18 protein-coding genes are annotated in these 19,976 nt (G+C 68.2%); 13 read left to right on the plus strand and 5 right to left on the minus strand.

Annotated elements, in window-relative coordinates; all coding sequences use genetic code 11:
- Window positions 1-21 precede the first annotated feature (21 nt).
- The 6 genes from CAL26_RS13685 (at window position 22) to CAL26_RS13710 (ending at window position 7,448) form a co-directional block, all read left to right on the plus strand.
- Window positions 22-1,362, plus strand: a complete 1,341-nt coding sequence (locus CAL26_RS13685) for a D-serine ammonia-lyase (RefSeq protein ID WP_094847453.1) — start codon at window positions 22-24, stop codon at window positions 1,360-1,362.
- A 51-nt stretch (window positions 1,363-1,413) separates the two neighbouring features.
- Complete coding sequence (locus CAL26_RS13690) at window positions 1,414-2,400, plus strand: Bug family tripartite tricarboxylate transporter substrate binding protein (protein WP_094847454.1); 987 nt, start codon at window positions 1,414-1,416, stop codon at window positions 2,398-2,400.
- A gap of 112 nt (window positions 2,401-2,512) precedes the next feature.
- Complete coding sequence (locus tag CAL26_RS13695; protein WP_094847455.1) at window positions 2,513-4,036, plus strand: amidase; 1,524 nt, start codon at window positions 2,513-2,515, stop codon at window positions 4,034-4,036.
- A 5-nt stretch (window positions 4,037-4,041) separates the two neighbouring features.
- Window positions 4,042-5,277 carry an NAD(P)/FAD-dependent oxidoreductase gene (locus CAL26_RS13700; protein ID WP_094847456.1) on the plus strand — a complete coding sequence of 412 codons (1,236 nt, stop codon included), beginning with the start codon at window positions 4,042-4,044 and terminating at the stop codon, window positions 5,275-5,277.
- A 179-nt stretch (window positions 5,278-5,456) separates the two neighbouring features.
- Window positions 5,457-6,449 carry a Bug family tripartite tricarboxylate transporter substrate binding protein gene (locus tag CAL26_RS13705; protein WP_094847457.1) on the plus strand — a complete coding sequence of 331 codons (993 nt, stop codon included), beginning with the start codon at window positions 5,457-5,459 and terminating at the stop codon, window positions 6,447-6,449.
- Window positions 6,450-6,473: 24 nt separating this feature from the next.
- Window positions 6,474-7,448 (plus strand): Bug family tripartite tricarboxylate transporter substrate binding protein, encoded by a 975-nt coding sequence (locus tag CAL26_RS13710; protein WP_094847458.1) that lies wholly within the window; start codon window positions 6,474-6,476, stop codon window positions 7,446-7,448.
- 69 nt (window positions 7,449-7,517) lie between these two features.
- On the opposite strand, the gene CAL26_RS13715 is transcribed toward CAL26_RS13710, so the two are convergent.
- Window positions 7,518-8,462, minus strand: a complete 945-nt coding sequence (locus CAL26_RS13715) for a LysR substrate-binding domain-containing protein (RefSeq protein ID WP_094847459.1) — start codon at window positions 8,460-8,462, stop codon at window positions 7,518-7,520.
- A gap of 77 nt (window positions 8,463-8,539) precedes the next feature.
- On the opposite strand from CAL26_RS13715, the gene CAL26_RS13720 reads away from it, so the two are divergent.
- Window positions 8,540-10,387 (plus strand): CocE/NonD family hydrolase, encoded by a 1,848-nt coding sequence (locus CAL26_RS13720; RefSeq protein WP_094847460.1) that lies wholly within the window; start codon window positions 8,540-8,542, stop codon window positions 10,385-10,387.
- A gap of 8 nt (window positions 10,388-10,395) precedes the next feature.
- Window positions 10,396-10,926, plus strand: coding sequence for a GAF domain-containing protein (locus CAL26_RS13725; RefSeq protein ID WP_094847461.1), 531 nt, complete (start codon window positions 10,396-10,398; stop codon window positions 10,924-10,926).
- Here CAL26_RS13725 and CAL26_RS13730 read toward each other — a convergent pair.
- Window positions 10,923-11,246: a hypothetical protein gene (locus tag CAL26_RS13730; RefSeq protein WP_094847462.1), complete on the minus strand. Its 324-nt coding sequence runs from the start codon at window positions 11,244-11,246 to the stop codon at window positions 10,923-10,925. The genes CAL26_RS13725 and CAL26_RS13730 overlap by 4 nt on opposite strands.
- A gap of 64 nt (window positions 11,247-11,310) precedes the next feature.
- Window positions 11,311-12,267 carry a Bug family tripartite tricarboxylate transporter substrate binding protein gene (locus CAL26_RS13735; protein WP_094847463.1) on the minus strand — a complete coding sequence of 319 codons (957 nt, stop codon included), beginning with the start codon at window positions 12,265-12,267 and terminating at the stop codon, window positions 11,311-11,313.
- A 339-nt stretch (window positions 12,268-12,606) separates the two neighbouring features.
- On the opposite strand from CAL26_RS13735, the gene CAL26_RS13740 reads away from it, so the two are divergent.
- The 5 genes from CAL26_RS13740 to CAL26_RS13760 all read left to right on the plus strand — a co-directional run bounded on the left by CAL26_RS13740 (window position 12,607) and on the right by CAL26_RS13760 (window position 17,128).
- Window positions 12,607-13,512: a TauD/TfdA dioxygenase family protein gene (locus CAL26_RS13740; RefSeq protein WP_094847464.1), complete on the plus strand. Its 906-nt coding sequence runs from the start codon at window positions 12,607-12,609 to the stop codon at window positions 13,510-13,512.
- Window positions 13,513-13,597: 85 nt separating this feature from the next.
- Window positions 13,598-14,551 carry a LysR family transcriptional regulator gene (locus tag CAL26_RS13745; RefSeq protein ID WP_094847465.1) on the plus strand — a complete coding sequence of 318 codons (954 nt, stop codon included), beginning with the start codon at window positions 13,598-13,600 and terminating at the stop codon, window positions 14,549-14,551.
- On the plus strand, window positions 14,548-15,363 hold the full coding sequence (locus CAL26_RS13750; RefSeq protein ID WP_094847466.1) for a carbon-nitrogen hydrolase family protein: 816 nt from the start codon (window positions 14,548-14,550) through the stop codon (window positions 15,361-15,363). The genes CAL26_RS13745 and CAL26_RS13750 overlap by 4 nt, the downstream gene beginning before the upstream one ends.
- Window positions 15,364-15,381: 18 nt before the next feature.
- Window positions 15,382-16,050 carry an RraA family protein gene (locus CAL26_RS13755; RefSeq protein WP_094847467.1) on the plus strand — a complete coding sequence of 223 codons (669 nt, stop codon included), beginning with the start codon at window positions 15,382-15,384 and terminating at the stop codon, window positions 16,048-16,050.
- A gap of 79 nt (window positions 16,051-16,129) precedes the next feature.
- Window positions 16,130-17,128, plus strand: a complete 999-nt coding sequence (locus tag CAL26_RS13760; protein ID WP_179283358.1) for a Bug family tripartite tricarboxylate transporter substrate binding protein — start codon at window positions 16,130-16,132, stop codon at window positions 17,126-17,128.
- A gap of 19 nt (window positions 17,129-17,147) precedes the next feature.
- Here the strand turns inward: CAL26_RS13760 and CAL26_RS13765 are convergent, their stop codons facing one another.
- Window positions 17,148-18,143 carry a Bug family tripartite tricarboxylate transporter substrate binding protein gene (locus tag CAL26_RS13765; protein WP_094847469.1) on the minus strand — a complete coding sequence of 332 codons (996 nt, stop codon included), beginning with the start codon at window positions 18,141-18,143 and terminating at the stop codon, window positions 17,148-17,150.
- 64 nt (window positions 18,144-18,207) lie between these two features.
- The gene (locus CAL26_RS13770) at window positions 18,208-19,968 is read right to left on the minus strand and encodes a hydantoinase B/oxoprolinase family protein (protein WP_094847470.1); all 1,761 of its coding nucleotides are present in this window, start codon (window positions 19,966-19,968) and stop codon (window positions 18,208-18,210) included.
- Window positions 19,969-19,976 lie beyond the last annotated feature (8 nt).

The following is a 19,976-nucleotide window of genomic DNA, read 5'->3' on the forward strand; positions in this document are numbered from 1 at the left end:
CGGCAATGCCGCCCGCGTCACATGACCGACAGTTCCCTGCCCGCCGCCCGGACCCTGCAAGCGCTGAAGGCCGCGACTCCCCTGCTCTGGACTCGCCCCGACTCGGCCGAGGCGAGCAGCGAGGATGCCTGGACGCTGGAACATGCCAAGGAAGCGGCCGCCAGGTTCGAGCGCTTTGCTCCCCTGCTGGAAACGCTGTTTCCCGAGCTCGTTCCGTCACGCGGCAGGATCGAATCGCCGCTGCTGCGCGCCGGCGCCATGCAGGCGGCGCTGCACTGGCCGCCGGGGATGGGCGAACTGTGGATCAAGGCCGATCACGACCTGTCGGTGGCGGGGTCGATCAAGGCGCGCGGGGGCATCCACGAAGTCCTGGAATTCGCCGAATCGCTGGCCCTGCGCGAAGGCGTGCTGCGGCCCGGCCAGGATTACCGGGTGCTCGCCGAACCGCCGGCGCGAGCCTGCTTCGCACGCCATCAGGTCGCCGTCGGTTCGACCGGCAACCTGGGGCTGGCGATCGGCGTCATCGCGTCCGCGCTGGGCTTTCGCGCATCGGTGCATATGTCGGCCGACGCCAAGGAATGGAAGAAAGCGCGGCTGCGCGCGCGCGGCGTGACGGTGGTCGAGCACGCGGGCGACTACGAAAAGGCCGTGGCGGCCGGCCGGGCGCTCCTGCGCGATGACCCCAATGGCTATTTCGTCGACGACGAGCGCTCGCCCTCGCTGTTCCTGGGCTACGCGGCGGCCGCCCTGCACCTGCGCGACCAATTGCGCGACGCGGGCATCGTGGTGGACGCCTCGCATCCGCTGTTCGTCTATCTGCCCTGCGGCGTGGGCGGCGCGCCGGGCGGCATCGCCTTCGGGCTGAAGGAAATCTTCGGGCCGGACGTCCATTGCTTTTTCGCCGAGCCGACGCAGTCGCCCTGTTTCCTGGTGCGCATGATGTCCGATGCGGGCCAGTTGCCGGACGCACCGGACTCGCCGTCCGTCTATGACGTCGGTTTGGACAACCTGACCGAGGCGGACGGCCTGGCGGTGCCGCGCGCGTCCGAGCTGGCGGCCGCCGTCATGGCGACGCGGCTGGACGGCGTGTATACGGTCGCGGACGACAGGATGTTCGCCGACCTGGCGCGCCTGCACGACAGCGAAGGCCTGCGCATCGAGCCTTCCGCGGCGGCGGGATTCAGCGGTCCCGGACAGCTGTTCGCATCGGCGGCCGGCCAGGCCTACCTGCAATCGCGCAAGCTTGCCCCCTTCATGTCCCACGCCACGCACCTGGCGTGGACGACCGGCGGCCGTTTCGTGCCGCCTGAAGAATTCGACCGTTTCCTGAGCCGCGGCAAGTCAAGCGCGGCCGACAACTAGAACGGCGTTTTGCCGTTTCCATCCACCTATCGTCCTTCCACGGATCCCACCATGAACATCCGTTCCCTGTCCCTCGCCGCCTGCCTGTCCCTGCCCTGCCTGATGGCCGCCGGCGCCCCCGCGGCCGCCCAGACGGCCTTTCCGAACCATCCGATCAACCTGGTCGTGCCCTTCCCGCCCGGCGGCGCCACCGACGTCGGCGGCCGCGTGATCGCGCAGGCGCTCGCCAAGCAGCTGGGCCAGAGCGTGATCGTGGAAAACCGCGCCGGCGCGGGGACCGTCATCGGCGCGGCCTACGTCGCCCGGTCGGCGCCCGATGGCTACACCTTACTGGTCACGTCGGGGACGACCTTCACCATCAATCCCGCCGTGCGCAAAGAGCTGCCCTACGACCCCGTCAAGAGCTTCGAGCCCGTGGGGATCGTCGCGCGCACCGGGCTCATCCTGCTGGCCAACCCGAAGGTGCCGGTCACGGACATGAAGTCCTTCCTGGCCTATGTGAAGGATCCCGAGCACGCCGCCACGCCCTACGGTTCGTTCGGCAGCGGCACCACCGCCAACTTCGTCGGCGAGGCCTTCGCGTCGGCGGCGGGCATCAAGCTGACCCACGTGCCGTACAAGGGCAGCGCGCCCGCGATGGCCGACCTGATCGGCGGCCAGATTCCGTTTTCCGTCGACACGGTGGCGGCGGCGTTGCCGCAACTCAAGACCGGCAAGGTCAAGGCCATCGCGGTATCGAGCCCGCAACGGTCCACCTTCCTGCCGGACGTGCCCACTTTCGCAGAGTCCGGCTTTCCGCAGGTGGCGATGGATACGTGGCTGATGGTGGCCGCGCCGCGCGGCCTGCCCGCCGACGTGCGGACCAAGCTGGGCAAGGCGCTCGCCGACGTGGTGGCCAACCCCGAGGTGCAGAAGAACCTGCTGGCGCTGGGCTTCGAACCGGGCTTCGAGGACGCGGCGCAAGGCGAAGCCCTGATCAAGAAGGAACTGCCGCAGATGCGCGAGATCGCCGAGCGCGCGCATATCACGGCGGATTGACGCACCGGCGCCCGATGCACAGGCGCCCGACGCATCGGCGCCCGACGCATCGGCGCCCGACGGGGGCGCCGCCCCTGCCCCATCGCCCCACCCTTCGACAAGTATCGCCCTTATGACCTCCCTGGATTCCATCGTTTCCCTTTCCGCCGTTGCGCTGCGCCGCCTGATCGGCGCGCGCCAGTTGTCGCCTGTCGAGCTGCTGAAGGCTTGCATCGAGCGCATCGAAGCCGTCAATCCCTGGGTCAATGCCGTCACGGCCACCGCCTTCGAGCAGGCACGCATCCAGGCCCGGGCGGCGGAACGCGCGGTCATGCAGGGGGAACCGCTGGGACTGCTGCACGGGCTGCCGCTGGGCGTCAAGGACCTGGAGCCGACCGCGGGCCTGTTGACGACCTACGGCTCGGCGATCTATCGCGGCCACGTGCCGGAACAGGACGTGGAGCTGGTCGCCCGCCTGCGCCGCGCCGGCGCCATCGTGACGGCCAAGACCAACGTCCCGGAAATGGGCGCGGGCGCCAATTCGCGCAATACCGTGTGGGGCGCGACCGGCAATCCCTTCGATCCCAACCTGAACGCGGGCGGATCGTCGGGCGGCTCCGCGGCCGCGCTGGCCACCGACATGCTGCCGATCTGCACGGGATCGGATACCGGCGGATCGCTGCGCATTCCTGCCGCGAAATGCGGCGTGGTGGGCTTCCGGCCGTCGCCGGGCGTGGTGCCCAGCGTGCGCAAGCTGCTGGGCTGGACGCCGATTTCCGTGGTCGGCCCCATGGGCCGCACCGTCGCCGATGCCTGCCTGCAGCTCGCGGCGACGGCCGGCATGCAGGCGGGCGATCCGCTCAGCTATCCGCTGGATCCGCTGTCCTTCCTGACGCCCGGCTTGGTCGATCCCGGCACGCTGCGCGTCGCCTACACGGAAGACTTCGGCGTGTGCGCGGTCGACGATGGAATCCGCGCCGTCTTTCGCGAAAAGATCGCCGCCATGCGCCATCTGTTCGCCGCCTGCGATCCCGTCGACATCGACCTGGGCGAGGCGCATCGCTGCTTCGACGTGCTGCGCGCCGAGGCCTTCGTCGCCGGCGTGGGCGATGCGTACGAGAACGACCCGGACAGCCTGGGACCGAACACGCGCGCCAACTACGAACTCGGCGCGGCGATGAGCCTGAAGGACAGCGCCTGGGCGCAGGCCGAGCAGACGCGCCTGATCAAGCGCTTCCAGCAGGTGTACCAGGACTACGACCTGATCCTGTCGCCGACCACGCCGGTGTCGCCCTTCCCCTGGACGAAGCTGTACGCGGAAGCCATCAACGGCGAACGCCAGGAGAACTACTACCGCTGGCTGGCCCTGACCTATGTGATCACGCTGACCACGCATCCGGCCATCACCCTGCCCTGCGGGCGCGACCATCGCGGCATGCCGTTCGGCCTGCAGGTCGTCGGCCGCTTCCGGGGCGACCATGCCTTGCTGGGCGCGGCGCAGGCCATGGAGTCGGCCTTCGACCAGATCGAGTCCTTGCGGCGCCCCTTGCCCGATCTCGCGGCGCTGGGACCGGCGAACCCGGAACTGCGTTCCATCGTGACCACGCCGCCCCTGTTCGAGGGCGTCGGCGCGGCAAGCAGCCTGTCGGCGGTGTAGGCACGATGAAATACGACGTCATCGTGTTGGGCGCCGGCATCGTCGGCGTCTGCACGGCCATCCATCTGCAGCAGCGGGGACGCGCCGTGGCGCTGGTGGATCGCAAGCCGCCCGGCCTCGAAACGTCTTTCGGCAATGGCGGACTGATACAGCGCGAGGGCGTCTATCCCTACGCCTTCCCCCGTGGTCTTGGCGCCTTGCTCAGGTACGCCGGCAATCGGGCGCCGGACGTGCGCTATCACCTTGGCGCGCTCGCCAGGTCAGCGCCCTTTCTGCTGCGCTATTGGCGCAACTCGCATCCCGCGCGGCATGCGGCGATCGCCGCGAAGTACGTGGCGCTGATCGAACACTGCATCGGTGAGCACCAGGCCCTGGCCGCCGCGGCCGGCGCGCGGGACCTTATCCGGTCGACCGGCTGGATCAAGGTCTACCATCGCGCGGCGCTGCTCGACGCCGAAATCCGCGTGGCCGAGCGTTGGCGCGGAGAATTCGGCGTGGGTTTCGAAACGCTGGACGCCGCGAGCCTGCAACGCACCGAACCCGCGCTCAGGCCGGTGCTGGCCGGCGGCCTGCGATATACCGATGCGCACTCGGTGTCCGATCCCCACGCCCTGGTCGCGGCCTATGCGCGTCACTTCGAATCGCTGGGCGGCACGATACTGCTGGGCGATGCGGGCACGCTGCGGGACGGTTGGCGCTTGCAAAGTGACGGGGGCGAGATCCAGGCCCCCGCCGCGGTCGTGGCCCTGGGCCCCTGGTCCGACGCCGTGACCAAGGCGCTGGGTTATCGCCTGCCGCTGGCGGTCAAGCGCGGTTATCACATGCACTATGCCGCCGACGACGGCGCGCGGCTCGACCATCCCGTGCTGGACGCCGAAAACGGTTTCCTGATCGCGCCGATGGCGCACGGTATCCGCGTGACGACGGGCGCGGAGTTCGCCGCGCGCGACGCGGCGCCCACGCCGGTGCAGCTGGCCGCGGTCGAACCGCTGGCCCGCCGCCTGTTTCCGCTCGGGCCGCCCGTGGACACGGCGCCATGGATGGGAAGCCGGCCCTGCACGCCGGACATGATGCCCATCATCGGGCCGGCTCCGCGGCACGAGGGGCTCTGGTTCGCGTTCGGCCACGCCCATCATGGCTACACGCTGGGACCCGTCACCGGACGCCTGGTGGCGGAAATGATGACGGGCGCGCGACCTTTCGTCGATCCCGCTCCGTTCCTGCCCACGCGCTTTCTCTAGGCTCGCCCGGGACTGTCCGGCCCGTCCTCCGGACAGGTCCGCGGGGGCCCAGAGGAATCGCCTATGCGCGCATAGGAAAGCAGTATTTGTCTCGCCACGCCCCCATCCCTAGCATGGAGTCCGCCCGCGCAATACGGTTGTCATAAACAGCGCGGCGTTCATTCATACAGGGGAAGTCAATGTCCGCTTTTCATCCGGCCGGCGCCCGCCTGGCCGCCGCCGCCCTATTCGCCCTTTCGGCCCTGGCCGTCGCGCCTTCCACCCGTGCCGGCACCTTTCCCGAGCATACCGTACGCCTGATCGTGCCGCAATCCGCGGGCTCGGGCGGCGACGTCGTGGCGCGCCTACTGGGCGACCGCATGGGCAGCGAACTGGGCGCGTCGGTGGTCGTGGAGAACCGTGCCGGCGCCAACGGGATCGTGGCGATGTCCTATGTCGCCAAGGCGCCCGCCGACGGCTACACCCTGCTGCTGGCCGGCGTGTCGCAGATGAGCTTCAACCCCAAGCTGTACAAGCAGCTGCCCTATGATGCGGAGCGCGACTACACCTATGTCGCGCCGGTCGTCGACACGCCCTTCGTGCTGGTCGCCAACAAGGACGCGCCCTATAAAACCCTGGCGCAGCTGATCGCCGCCGCCAAGGCCGCGCCGGGCAACATCACCTACGCCAGCGCCGGCGCCGGCAACTCGACCCACCTGTCGACCGAAATGCTCGCCCATGGCGCGGGCATCCAGTTGAAGCACATTCCCTACAAGGGATCCGGGCCGGCGCTGAACGCCGTCATCGGCGGACAGGTCGAACTGATGACCAGCGTGCTGGGCTCCGCGCTGCCGCAGATACGCGCCGGCAACGTGGTCCCGCTCGCCGTGCTGGCCGACCAGCGGGCGGCCGATCTGCCCGGCGTGCCGACCGTCAAGGAAGCCGGCCTGGACGTGCCGCCGATGCCCGGCTGGTTCGCCATCGTGGGCCCCGCCGGCATGGACAAGGCGGTGGTCGACAAGCTCAACGCGGCGGTGCAGGCGGCGATCGCCGATCCGGCCGTCAACGCCAAACTGAAGGGCCTGTATTTCGTGCCGCTGCAAGGCAGCGCGGAGCAGATGCGGGCACGCGCCCAAGACGACGCGAAGTCCTGGGGCGCCTTCATCGCCAAGGCAGGCATCCAGGTCGACTGATCCTCACGCCATCCGGAGAACACCGTGTACAGACGCCTCGTACTGCTGCTTGGCGCCGCCCTGTGCGCCATGCCGATCGCCCACGCCCAGCCCGCCCCGCAATGGCCCGACAAGCCGGTGCGCATCATCGTGCCGTTCGCCGCGGGCGGCTCGACCGACATCGTCGCGCGCAAGGTGGCGCAGCGCCTGGGACAGCTGACCAGCCAGCCCTTCGTCGTCGAGAACAAGCCTGGCGCCGGCGGCACCCTGGGCGCCGCCTACGCCAAGGTCCAGCCCGCGGACGGCTACACGCTTTTCCTGGGCACGGTCAGCACCCAATCGGTGGCGCCGTTCCTCTACAAGACCCTGCCCTACGACCCGCTGCGCGATTTCCGCGGGCTGGCCATGATCGCCTCGGTGCCCAACGTCGTGGTCGTCAACAAGAAGCTGGGGATCCATGACCTCAAACAGTTGATCGACGCGGCGCGCCAGAAGCCGGGCGGCCTGACCTATGGATCCAGTGGGCTGGGCTCGTCCAACCACCTGGCGACCGAGGCACTGCGCGCGACCCTGGACATCCCGCTGACCCATGTCCCGTACCGGGGTTCGGGCCCCGCGTTGACGGACACCATGGCCGGCCACGTCGACTTCATGCTGGATGTGGCGATGACGTCCCTGCCCTACATCGAGCGCGGCGACCTGAACGCGGTCGCGGTGACGTCCAAGGCGCGGCTGGCGGTGCTGCCGCAGCTCCCGACCGTGGCCGAGCAAGGCTTCCCGGAATTCGAGGCGGTGGGCTGGTTCGGGCTGTTCACGCCGGCCGCGACCCCGGACCCGGTGGCGCGGCGCATCGCGGCGCTGGTGCACGACGTGGTCCTGGAGAAGGACATGGCCGCCTATTTCGCCGCGCAAGGCGCGACGGCCAGCGGCGTCACGCTGGCGGATTTCGATGCCGTCGTCGCCGCGGACCGCGCGCAGTGGGGCAAGGTTGCCCAAATGGCGCGGATCCAGCCGGAGTAGCCAATCGTGGCCCGCGCTTGCCGCCCAGGACGCCGGGAACGCCCGGGCGAAGCATGTCGTTCAGGCGGCTCAGGCCGCTCCGGTCGCGGCATCGGCCAGCCATTCGACGCCGCTCCACGCTCCGGAGTCGACCAGCGCCCCGGCGACGTCGAACAAGGTCTGATGGACGTGCACGCACGCCAGGCTTTTTTCGGCCGACAGCGACATGCATACCGAGACACGCCGGCGGTACTCCGGACTGGCAATGCGCGTGGCGACGACGTTTTCCGAACGCGCCTCGGGTCCGACCAGCGCCGACGACGGCAGGACGGTCCAGCCCTTGCCGCCGCGCGCCAGCGACAGCAGGATGGATACGGCGCTGGTCTCGGCCACCAGCCTGATCGGCAGCGATTCCTCGGCGAAGGTGCGCGCGGCCAGCATGCGGATGGAGTTCGGAAAGCTGGGCAGCAGCAGCGGCATTTCCGACATCTGCTTCAAGGTGACCGCGGCCAGCCCCAGCGGAGGACCGACCAGGAACAGGTCTTCGATCAGCATGGGCCGGGTGGTCATGCGCGCCGGTTGCGGCTGTACGTCCATGGCCACGGAAATGTCGAGCCGGTGCAGCGAGACTCCGACCGCCAGGTCGGCGCTGCTGCCTTCGACGACTTCCAGCACGACTTCCGGAAAACGCTCCGCCACCGCTTCGATCAGGGGAACGGCCAGCACCCTCGACGTGCTGGTGGGCAGGCCGACCTTGACATGGCCGGCCGGGGTATCGCGGCCATTCTTCAGTGCCGCCCTGGCTTCATCCACCTGGCGCAACACCATCTTCGCGTGGCGATACAGCAACTGTCCGGCGTCGGTGGCGCGTACGCCGCCCGGGCCCCTGACCAGCAATTGCGATCCCAGCTCGCTTTCGAGATTGGCGACCTGCTGGCTGAGCGAGGGCTGGGCGATATGCAGCGTTTCCGCCGCGGCAGTGATGCTTTCGAGCTCGACGATGCGAGCAAAGTATTTGAGTTGGCGCAGGTCCATCGGACTTCCTCCAGCGGCCGCTCGCGGCGGCTTCCCGCCCGCATCTTAGCCGCCCGTCACCCATTCCAAGGAAATTCATGCCCACTTCGATAGAAACGAAACAAGCGGCCTGGACGGTCACCCCGCAAGCCTATGCCGCCGCCCGGCCCGTCGATTACCGGGTGCCGAAGCCGGCTTCGCGCTACCTGGCCATGCACGACGGCTGCCGCCTGGCCATCGACGTCTACGTGCCCGAGCCCATCGCGGGACGGGCGGCGACGGCGCAACGGCACCCCGCCATCCTGCTGTTCACGCCCTATTACCGCCGTTTCGCCCTGAAGCCCGGCGGACAAGGGGAAGCGGCGCCCAACACCGCCAAGCTGCGCGACTATTTCGTGCCGCGCGGCTATGCGGTCGTCGTGATCGACGTGCGCGGCACGGGTGCCAGCTTCGGCACGCGCGACAGTTTCCGCTCGCCGCGCGAACGCGAGGACAGCCGCGAGGTCACCGATTGGGTCGTCGACCAGCCCTGGTGCAACGGCGTCGTGGGCGCCACGGGCATTTCGTACCTAGGCGCGGCCTCGGATTTCCTGGCGGCCACGGGACACCCCGCGGTCAAGGCCATCGCGCCGCTGTTCTCCGTGTGGGATACGTACACCGACAACTACTATCCCGGCGGCATCCTGCTCAAGGCGTTGACGCGCAGCTACGACGATCTGATGGTGGCGCTCGACCACGACCAGCGCGACATGCTGCATCGCTTCGTCTACTACGCCAATCCTGATTTCGCGGGCCCGCAACCGGTGGACGAGGATACCGACGGCACCCTGGTGCGGCAGGCCGTCCACGAACACCTGGGCAATTTCCGCCAGACCGAGTTCATGCCGGAATTCCGTTTCCGCGAAGATCCCCTGCCCTACGATCCGCAGTTCAGCTCCGCCACCTTCAGCCCCTACAGCCTGGCGGCGCGCATCCCGGACGACGTGGCGGTGCTGTCGGTGTCGGGCTGGATGGACGGCGCGGGCTATATGAACGCGGCGATCTCGCGCTACCTGACGCTGGACAAGAACCCGCGCCATCTGCTGCTGGGACCGTGGGACCACGGCGCGCGCATCGATATCTCGCCATGGCGCGCGCAGGAAATGGCCGAGCCCCTGTGGCTGGCCGAGGTGCTGCGCTTCTTCGACCATTACCTGATGGGCCTGGCGACCGGGCTGGACGCGGAGGCCCCCATCCACTACTACGCCCTGCACGCCGAGCAATGGCGTGGCGCCGACCACTGGCCGCCGCATGGCGACGAGGCCGTGCGCCTGCATCTGGCGCCCGACGCCGCGCTGGCGCCGGCCGCCTCGCGCGACACCAGCGAACGCGAATACCAGGTCGATTTCTCGCTGGGGACTGGCGCCGGTACGCGCTACGAGCGTATCGCCGCCATCAACAGCACCGAGTACTACCCGGACTGGCAGGGCCGCACGGACCGCATGGCGAGCTTTACGTCCGCGCCGCTGCCGCAGGCGATGGAATTGGCGGGCCATGCCGTGATCGACCTGTGGTTGAGCTGCAGCGAGCCCGACGGCGCGCTGTTCGTCTACCTGAGCGAGATCGAGGCCGATGGCCGGGAGCGCTACGTGACCGAAGGCCTGCTGCGGCTGCTGCATCGCAAGGTGTCGCACTGCCCGCCGGAATACCGCACCACCTGGCCGTTCCGCAGTTTCCGCAAGGAAGACGCCGCCCCGCTGGTGCCGGGACGCTACGAACGCATCGAGCTGGGATTGCTGCCGACGGCCTGGCGGTTTTCCGCCGGCAGCCGCGTACGGGTCTCGATCGCCGGCGCCGACAGCGATCATTGCGGCCAGGTGCCGCATGGCCGCCCGCCCAGGTTCACGCTGGCTACGGGTGGCGAGCGCGATTCTTCCATCATGCTGCCATTGCGGGCCTGCGCATGAGCCGCCCCATGGACCCGGCCGCCGTCCTGGCGCCGCGGGACCTGCGCAGCGTCGCGTCCGCCGTCGCGCTCGCGGCGGAACCGGGCGCGCCCGATCCCCTGCTGCGCGCGGTCGACGAACTCGCACAGGAGGCGCTGGGACATCGCTTGTTCACCGCCCTGCGCTATGACCTGGCCGCGGGCACGGCGCATCGGCTGTACAGCAGCGCGCCGGATGTCTACCCGGCGTCCGGCAGCAAGCGGATCGCGACCGCGCCTGCCCTGCGCAGGATGGTCGATACGGGGCTGCCCCTGTTGACGCCCGATGCCGCCGCGGTGCGGGAGAACTTTGCCGATGCCGAAGCGATCTTTTCGCTGGGTTGCGCCAGTGTCCTCAACCTGCCCGTGATCGTACGTGGCCGGCTGCTGGGGCAGATCAACCTGCTGCACCAGGCCGGGCATTATCAACCGTGGGCCATCGAAAGCGGCATGGTCCTGGCCGCGCTGGCGGCGACGGCCTTCATCGGGGATGGCAATCCGGCCGCGTGGGCACAGCGCTAGAACGCCCGCTTCTCTACCTTCTGCATGGAACATTTTCCCGGCGATGTCTGGCCTACCGCGGCGAAGGTTTCCTTCACGGACAAATCCACCCGGCTGATCTGGTAAGCAGGCCCGCTGCCGTACCGTTCATAGATGAAACTCACGGTCGACGCCGAAAAAGTGGCGGGAAGGCGGTAAACAAAATTCGAGCCCGAGTCTTCGAACGTGACGAACTGGTGCTGTTCATCGATGGTTACCTTGAACGGATATTTCCGGTTCGGCCTGTCGACTATGCACTCCAGATACACCGGTGCCTCTGGAGCCTGCGCGGCGACGAACATACTCATCTCCTGGTGGTTTTTCGATCCAGCTCCTGGACCGGGGTTCGCGTTGGTTCGAATAATTCTACTGAATGTGGATGTCGCCTTCGCTGATCACCTTGGCCCACTTGCTGTTTTCGTTGGCGATGAAGGCCGCGGTATCGGGCTGCGACATGTAGGTGGGGTTTTCGCCGGCCTGTTCCAGGCCGTTCAGCATCGCGGGACTTTGCAGGGCCGTCTTCACGGCCGCGTTGAGTTTGTCCAGGACGTCCGCCGGTGTGCCGCGCGGCGCGACCAGCGCGGTCCAGAAATTGACCTGGAAGCCGGGAATGCTTTCGGCTACGGTGGGCAGGTCCGGCAGCAATTTGCTGCGCGCGTCGCCCGTGGTCGCCAGTCCGCGCAACTGGCCTTTCATGATGTACTGCGACGCCGCCGGCAAGGTGGCGAAGGCGAAGTCGATGCGGCCGCCGATCAGGTCGGTCATCGCCGGGCCGCTGCCCTTGTACGGCACGTGCACGAAGTTCGACTTCGTGCGCAGCTTCAGCAGTTCGCCCGCCAGATGCGGGCTGGACCCCAGGCCCGCCGACGCGAAGGTCACGCCGTCGCGGCTCTGCCGGCCCGTGGCGATCAGTTCGTCCAGGCTCTTGATCGTGGAGGACGCCGGTACCGAGAGCACCAGCGGCGATACGGTCACCGTTGCGATCGGCGTCAGGCTGCGCGGGTCGTACGGCAGGTTCCGCATCAGGTTGGGATTGGTGGCAAAGGCCGGATCCGCGAGCAGCAGCGTATAGCCATCCGCCGGCGCCCGGGCCACCACGCTCGTCCCGATGACACTCGCGCCGCCCGGCCGGTTTTCGACCACGACGTTCACGCCCAGGGTCTTGTCCAGCTCCCGTGCCAGCAGCCGCGCCACGAAATCGGTGCCGCCGCCGGGTGGGTAGGCCAGCACCAGGGTGATGGGATGGTTGGGATAATCGCTCGCGGCGTGCGCGGCTGGCGTGAACGCGAACAACGCCGCGAACAGCGCCACGCATAACGCCATGAGCGCCGCCGACGCTCGAACCGCGAACTGGGCTGTGGATCGGGCTGCATGAAGCGCCGCTGACGGCGACACATAGGCAAGCAAGCGGCGTGACGACACTGGTTTCCCCTGATTCGTTTTATGTTCCAAATTAAGAACATATACCGAAAATAGTTCAAGGACCAGCGTCCCGGCTTGACCAGGCGCCGCAACAAAACCTTGCCCCTCCCGCAAGAAAAAAGCGTTCGACGCCGCGCCCGGCCGCGCCAGATACTGTCCGCACCTTGATAACGGCGCGATCGGACCCCAGCCAGCGGGCCGACGCCGGCAAGGCCTCTACAACTCTGGGAGCAGGCAGCCATGGCAATCGTCGTCAAACCTTTCGAGCGGAACTTCGGCGCCGACATCGTCGGCGCGCCGCCGGACCTTCAAGTCACGGACGACGACTTCCGCCAAATCGAGGCCGCCTGGGCGGCCCACAGCATCCTGCGGTTCCGCGGCCTGGACATGAGCCCGGAACAGCATGTCGCGTTCAGCCGGCGTTTCGGGCCGCTGCACGTCATGACGCCGCTGAAATTCAACCTGGCGGGACATCCCGAGATCTTCGTGGTGTCCAACGCCAGCAAGGACGACCCCACCCGTCCCATCGCGCAGGAACAGGGCGCCGGCGACGTCGGCCTGAAGCGCGCGGGCGAAGGCTTTCACACCGACGGCGAGGACAAGCGCGTTCCCAATGCCGGCTCCTTCCTCTACGCCCGCAGCGTGCCGCCCGAGCGCGGCGACACCCTGTTCGCCGACATGTACGCGGCCTATGAAGCGCTGCCGGACAAGGTCAAGCAGGCCATGGCCGGGCGGCGCGCGCGCTACAGCCGCATCGACCTGCACCACGTCTACTACCCGCTGATGGACCCGCTGACGGAAGAGCAGAAGCGCGAGCGTCCCGACGTCTGCCATCCGCTGGCCCGCCGCCACCCGGTGACCGGGCGTACGTCGCTGTACATCGGCCGCTGGGCCTGCGACGTCGAAGGCCTGCCCAAGGACGAGGGGCAGGCGCTGGTCCGCTACCTGCAGGAATTCGCCCAGCAGCCGCGCTTCCTGTTTCGCCAGCAGTGGCAGGCGGGCGACGCGATCCTGTGGGACAACCGCTGCACCCAGCATTGCGCCACCGGCTTCGACGACACGCGCTATGTCCGCACCATGCACCGCACGACGCTGGAAGGCGACGAGCCCCGCATGGCCGAAACGTCCGCGGCGCTGGCGCTGTGATCCGGGCGCGGCGCGGGGTAGTCACCAATGGCGTCCGTGGCGATCTTCGGCATGATCGGCGTATCCCCGTCGCTCGAGAAATGCCATGAATATCCGCTTCCTGGAAACCGTGCTCTGGCTGGCCCGCCTGCGCAGCATCAAGGCCACCGCGGAGAAGCTGTGCATCACGCATACCGCGATATCCAACCGGATCGCTTCCATCGAATCGGACCTGGGCGTGCGTCTCTTCGTGCGATCGGAACTGGGCTTCGAGCCGACCGCCGAGGGGCGCCGCTTCATCGACCAGGCGCAGATCATCATCGACGACTACCAGAAGCTGCGCCGCATGATGCTGGATCCGGCCGAAATGCGCGGCCAGGTCCGCGTGGGCGCGGTGAGCACCCTGATCCCTACCCTGTTCCCGCCGCTGGTCAAGACCATACGCGAGGAGTATCCGCATATCTCGCTGAGCGTGACGACGCAGCTTTCCGAGCTGCTGCTGGCGGAGCTGGATGCCGGGCGGCGCGACATCGTGCTGGTGTCGATCACGCCGCCCCCCGATGCCGGCGTGGTCGTCGTGCCGCTGTTCAGTTTCTCGATGTGCTTCGTGGCGAGCCCATCGCTGGGGGTGCCGCTCGATCGTCCGCTGTCCCCGCAGGACCTGGCGAGATACCCGGTGATCGGCTATCCCCACGCCACGCCGTCGCAGGCCCGGCTGGACAGCTATTTCGCCGACGAGGCGCAGCAGACGGTAGTGATCCACGCATCCGCGGCGGTGCCCACCAATGTGCAGATGGCCGCCTCCGGCATCGGCATATGCGCGGTCCCGCGGGTGGTGGTGCAGCAGGAAATCGACCGGGGCGCGCTGGTGGAACTGCCGGTCGCCAAGCCCTTCGTGGCGGTCAATTACGTGGCGGTGTTCGCTGACCGCGAGCATTCCGACCTGCCGCGCGGGGTGGCCGCCCTGGCCCGCCAGGCCGCCAAGCTGTACTGCCAGGCCGCCAATCCCGCCTGGGCCTGGGAAGACGAATCCACAGACGCAGTCCAGGAGGACATGTGAAAGCCAGCATCATCCAGATGAGTTCCGTGGCCGACAAGCAGCGGAACATCGACACCGCGCGCCGGCTCGCGCGCCAGGCCATCGAAGAGGACGGCGCCCGCCTGGTGTCGTTTCCCGAGCATTTCGACTGGGCCGGCGGCACGGTGGCCGACAAGGTCGCCGCGGGCGAAGCCGAACGCGACGGCCCGGCCTATGACATGTGCCGGCGGCTCGCGATCGACCACGGCATCCATGTGCATACGGGCAGCTTCTACGAGCGCTCGCCCGACCCGGCCAAGGTCTACAACACGTCGGTCGTGTTCGATCCGCAAGGCCGCGAGATCGCCCGCTACCGCAAGATCCACCTGTTCGACATCGTCGCGCCGGACGGCTTGCGCTACGGCGAATCCGATGCGGTGATGGCGGGCCGCGAGCCTGTCGTCGCCGAGATCGACGGGGTCGTCTTCGGCCTGGCGATCTGCTACGACCTGCGCTTTCCCGAGCTTTTCCAGATGCTGGTCCGGCGCGGCGCCCAGGCCATCCTGCTGCCGGCGTCGTTCACGCTGCAGACCGGCAAGGATCACTGGGAAGTGCTGTGCCGCGCCCGCGCCATCGAAACGCAGTGCTATTTCCTGGCCCCCGCGCAGATCGGCGCCTTCATGCAGGACGGCGAGCGCCGCCATACCTATGGGCACACGCTGGTGTGCGATCCCTGGGGCCACGTCGTGGCCAAGGCCTCCGACGAAGAAGGTTTCATTACCGCGCGTATAGACCCCGCGCTCGTGCGCCGCGTGCGCACGCAAATCCCGCTGGCCAGCCACAAAGTGCTCTAAAGACAAGGTGCTCTGAACATGAAGAAATACGTCATCGGACCCGCGCCCGCGGCCCTGGACCCGTCGGTATTCGAGTTGCTCGACGAAGTCGAGACCGCCACCGTCGGCCATTTCCGCCACTGGGGCTTCATGGACCCCGCCATCCAGGCGCTGGGCGCGCCGACCCGCGTCATCGGGCGGGCCATCACCCTGGCGCTACCGGCGCAGGATTCCACCCTGCTCCATCACGCGCTGGGCCAGTTGCGGCCCGGCGACGTGGTGGTCATAGACCGGCTGGGCGATCGCAAGCACGCCTGCTGGGGCGGCGGCGTGACGCAGCAGGCCAGCAAGGCCGGCGCGGCCGGCGCGGTGGTGGATGGGGTGTGCACCGATCCGTCGGAGATCGCCGCCTTCGGCATGCCGGTCTGGTGCCGGGGAATCTCGCCGATCACCACGCGCATCTACGACCTGGCCGGCATGCTGAATATGCCGGTGTCCTGCGGCGGCGTGGTCGTGAACCCGGGCGACGTCATCCTGGCCGACGAGAACGGCGTGCTGGTGCTGCCCCCCGCGGATGTCGCCGAGGTCGCTGAAATCGCCAGGGCCAAGCAGGCGCGCCAACGCGCCAATGCGGAAAAGATCGCCGCCGGCGCGGCCTTGCTCGGCCAGTTGTCAGGGGCCAGCGGCCACGTCGCGCGGGACGTCTGACCGGCGGGGGTGGGTCGGGGAGACCAGCCAGCACGGCGGCGCCGTCCCGCCGTCTTCAACACGCATCAAGGGGAATCTCATGCAGACTACGCACACGTCATTCATCGGGCGCCTGGGCATACTGGCGCTCTGCGCCGCTGCCGCCGCCGCGCCATCGGCCGCCACCGCCCAGCAGGGATGGCCCGATCATCCCATCCGCATCATCGTGCCCTTCCCGCCCGGAAATTCGTCGGATGTTTCGATGCGCCTGGTGGCCGAACAGCTCGCCGGCAGCCTGCATCAAAGCGTGGTCGTGGAAAACCGCACCGGCGCGGGCGGCTCCATCGGAACGGGCTATGCCGCCAAGGCGCCGGCCGACGGCTACACGCTGGCCATGGGATCGACCGGCCCGATGTCCATCGGCCAGTGGCTGCATCCCGGCACGCTGGGCTACGACCCGGCCAAGGACTTCGTGCCGGTCGGCGCGGTGGCCTGGGCGCCGCAGGTGCTGGTGGTGCGCAAAGCCTTCCCGGCATCGACCTTCCAGGAGATGCTGGCCTACGCCAGGCAACCCGGCGTGCATTTGAAGTACGGCTCGCCCGGCATAGGCACCACGCCGCACCTGGTCATTTCCGCGATGCTGAAGCAGGCGGGCATCGAAGCCGCGCACATTCCCTACCGCGGCGGCGTGCAGACCGCCACGGACCTGGTGGGCGGACAGATCGACTTCATCTCGGACAATGTGCCCGTGGTGGCGGGCCTGCTGGCCAAGGACGTGGTCAAGCCGCTGGGCGTCAGCGCGAACACGCGCATCCCTTCCCTGCCCGACGTTCCCACTCTGCAGGAACAAGGGCTGAAGGACTTCAACCTGCAAGGGTGGATCATCCTGATGGCGCCGGCCGGGACGCCGCAACCCATCATCGACCGGCTGCGCGCGGAAATGCAGAAGATCGTCGCCAAGCCGGAGGTGCGGGCCAGGCTGAACGGCCTGGGCCTGCTACCGATGGACATGAGCACCGCGCAGCTGAGCGGCTTCCTGGCCAGCGAGTCCACGAAGTGGAAGCAGCTGGTGAAGCAGTCCGGCGCGGCGGAGAATTGAACGCCGGTCATGCGGCCAGCTATTCCGCCTTGATGTTCGCGGCCCGTATGACCTGACGCCACTTCCTGTCTTCGGCCGCGACGTATCGGGCGAAGTCGGCAGGGTCGCTGGCGATGATCCGGAACCCCGACGCCGTCAGCATCGCGCTTCGTTGCGGGTCGTTCATTACCTTGCGGCTGTCGTCGGCGATCTTCATGATCACTTCCGGCGGCGTACCGGCGACGGCGAACAAGCCGAACCAGACGTCCGTGACGAAATCGGGGTAGCCCGATTCCGCCACGGTCGGAATCTCCGGCGCCAATGGGTGGCGGGTCGCGCTGGTCACCGCGAGCGCCCGCAGCTTGCCGGCGCGCAGGTGCGGCAGCGTCGTCATGATGACGTCGAACATCGCGTCCAGGCGCCCGGCGAGCAGATCGTTCATGGCCAGCGCCGACCCTTTGTACGGCACCCCCAGCAGCTTGATGTCCGCCCTGGACATGAGCAGCTCCATCGTCATATGCGGGGTGGCGCCGACGCCGCCGCCGAAGGTCAATGCACCCGGATGGGCTTTCGCATAGGCGATGAACTCCTGCAGGGTCCGGAAGGGAGACGACGCCGGAACCGAAAGCAGCTGTGCGATGGAGACCAGCTCCGTCACGGGCACGAAATCGCGTTGCGCATCGTAGGGAATCCTGGGGAACAAGCCGGGCACGACGGACTGTGTGGTCTGGGTGCCGAACAGCAGCGTATAACCGTCCGGCTTCGACTCCGCGACCACGCGCGACCCTATCATGCCGCTGGCCCCATCCCGGTTTTCGATGATCACCGGCTGGTTCCACAACCGGCCCAGGCCTTCCGCCAGGGTTCGCGCCACCTGGTCGGTCGACCCGCCGGCCGAGAACGGCACGATGATGCGCACCGGCCGGTTGGGATACGCGCCGTCGGCATACGCGGTGGCGTGGCCGAAGGCGGCGGTGGCCAGCATCAGCAGCATGCGGGCATAACGGCATAAAGGTGCGAGACGGAAAGGCGTCATGGTGGGTCCCTTGTGATGTGATGATTTTGTGTGCTGTTATCCGCAGCTGTTCATAGGGACGCTGTCATGGCGCTTCGCCGCGCGCGGCCGCCAGGGCAAGGTCCGTCAGCGCCGCGCCATACAGGCGGCGTGCCGCGTCTTCTGTGATGATGCCGTCGATCAGGTCGTCGGCCAAGGCGTCGCAGGCCCGCGTCGCCGGATCGCCGAACCCGGCGCCGCCCGGGGTCTCGATGCGGATGTTCTCGCCCTTGGCCAGCACCAGGCGCTTCACCTTGGACGGCAATGGCTGCTCGCTATCCCGGCCGGCGTTCCAGATGAGTTTGCCCCGACCGCCTTCTCCACCGCCCTGCGCCCCGGCCGCGCCCTGCAGGTGGCTGTCCGACCGCGTAGAAAACACCGTGTCGTCGCGCAGCGCCCTGACCTGCCGGACGATGCCCAGTCCGCCGCGATGGCGTCCGGCGCCCGCGGAATCGACGGCCAGGCCGTAGTGCTCGACGAACAGCGGGCATTCATGTTCGAGGATTTCGGTGGGCAGGTTGCGTGAGTTCGTGATGTGGACGTGGACGGCGTCCATGCCATCGCCCGCGTCGCGGCCGCCCGCGCCGCCGCCCAGCGTTTCCCCGCTCAGGTAGATGGCGCCCGTGGCGGGATGGATGCCCGAGAAGGAAATCGTCGGCATGGTGTCGAAGCTGGACGCGATGGCCCGGTCCCTGGGCACCAGGCTGACGAGCGCGCCGATGATCGCGCCGGCCAGCCGCTGGCAGGTAATCGTGCGCGCGCCGCAGGCGGCCGGCGGCCTGGGATTGACGATGGAACCCGCGGGCGCCTTGATGACGATGGCGTCGGCCATGCCATGGTTGGCCATCAGGTCCGGATCCAGCATGGCCTTGACGCAGTAGTACACGGTGGCGCGCAAGGCGCTCTCCGAGACATTCAGCCCGCCGCGGGACTGCGGACCGGAGCCCGCCAGGTCCACCACCAGTCTGCCATCGTGCCTGTGGACGGTAGCGGTAAGCGGGACGCGCCCGCCTTCGCCGGTGCCGTCGTCATCCAGCCAGGCCGTGAACGTGGCGCGTTCGTCGGGCAGCGCGGCGATCCGGTGCCTGACCCGCTGCAAGGTATAGGCGAGCACGCCGTCGACGGCGCCCTTGAACGCCGCCACGCCCCCCATCCGCTCGATCAAGGCCCGGATGGCGGCGGTGCCTTTCGCATTGGTGGCGATCTGGACCCGCAGGTCCAGCGACCGTTCCTGCGGCAGCCGTGAATTCAGCGCGACGAGCCCGATCAGGTCATCGTCGATCGCGTGCGCCCGCCCAACCCGCATCACCGGTATGCGCAGACCTTCTTCGTACATGTTGCGCGCCGCCGCCGACGTCGATCCGGGCACCGCGCCGCCCACGTCGGAATGGTGGCCGATATTGGCGGCGAAGGCGACCAGGCGGCCGTCCACGAACACCGGCGTGATGATCGAGATGTCGGGCAGGTGCGTGCCGCCCGCCACGTAGGGGTCGTTGCAGATATAGACGTCGCCGTCCTCGATCTGGTCCGCGCGCCAGCGCGCCAGGACGGCCTCGACGGAGCCCATCAATGAACCCAGGTGCACCGGAATATGCGTGCCCTGCGCGATCAGGCGGCCCGCATGGTCGAACATGCCGACCGAAAAATCCCGGCGTTCCTTGATCTGCGGCGAAAAGGACGCGCGCATGATGTTGCTCGCCATCGATTCCGTGATGGCCAGGAGGCGGTTGGTGAAGACTTCGACGGCGATGGGGTCGAAGTCGCCTTGTGCCGGCGTGCCGGCCGATCCATGCGTAGCGGTAGCCATAGCGAAAT

It is taken from the genome of Bordetella genomosp. 9 (assembly GCF_002261425.1).
Lineage (GTDB): Bacteria > Pseudomonadota > Gammaproteobacteria > Burkholderiales > Burkholderiaceae_B > Bordetella_C.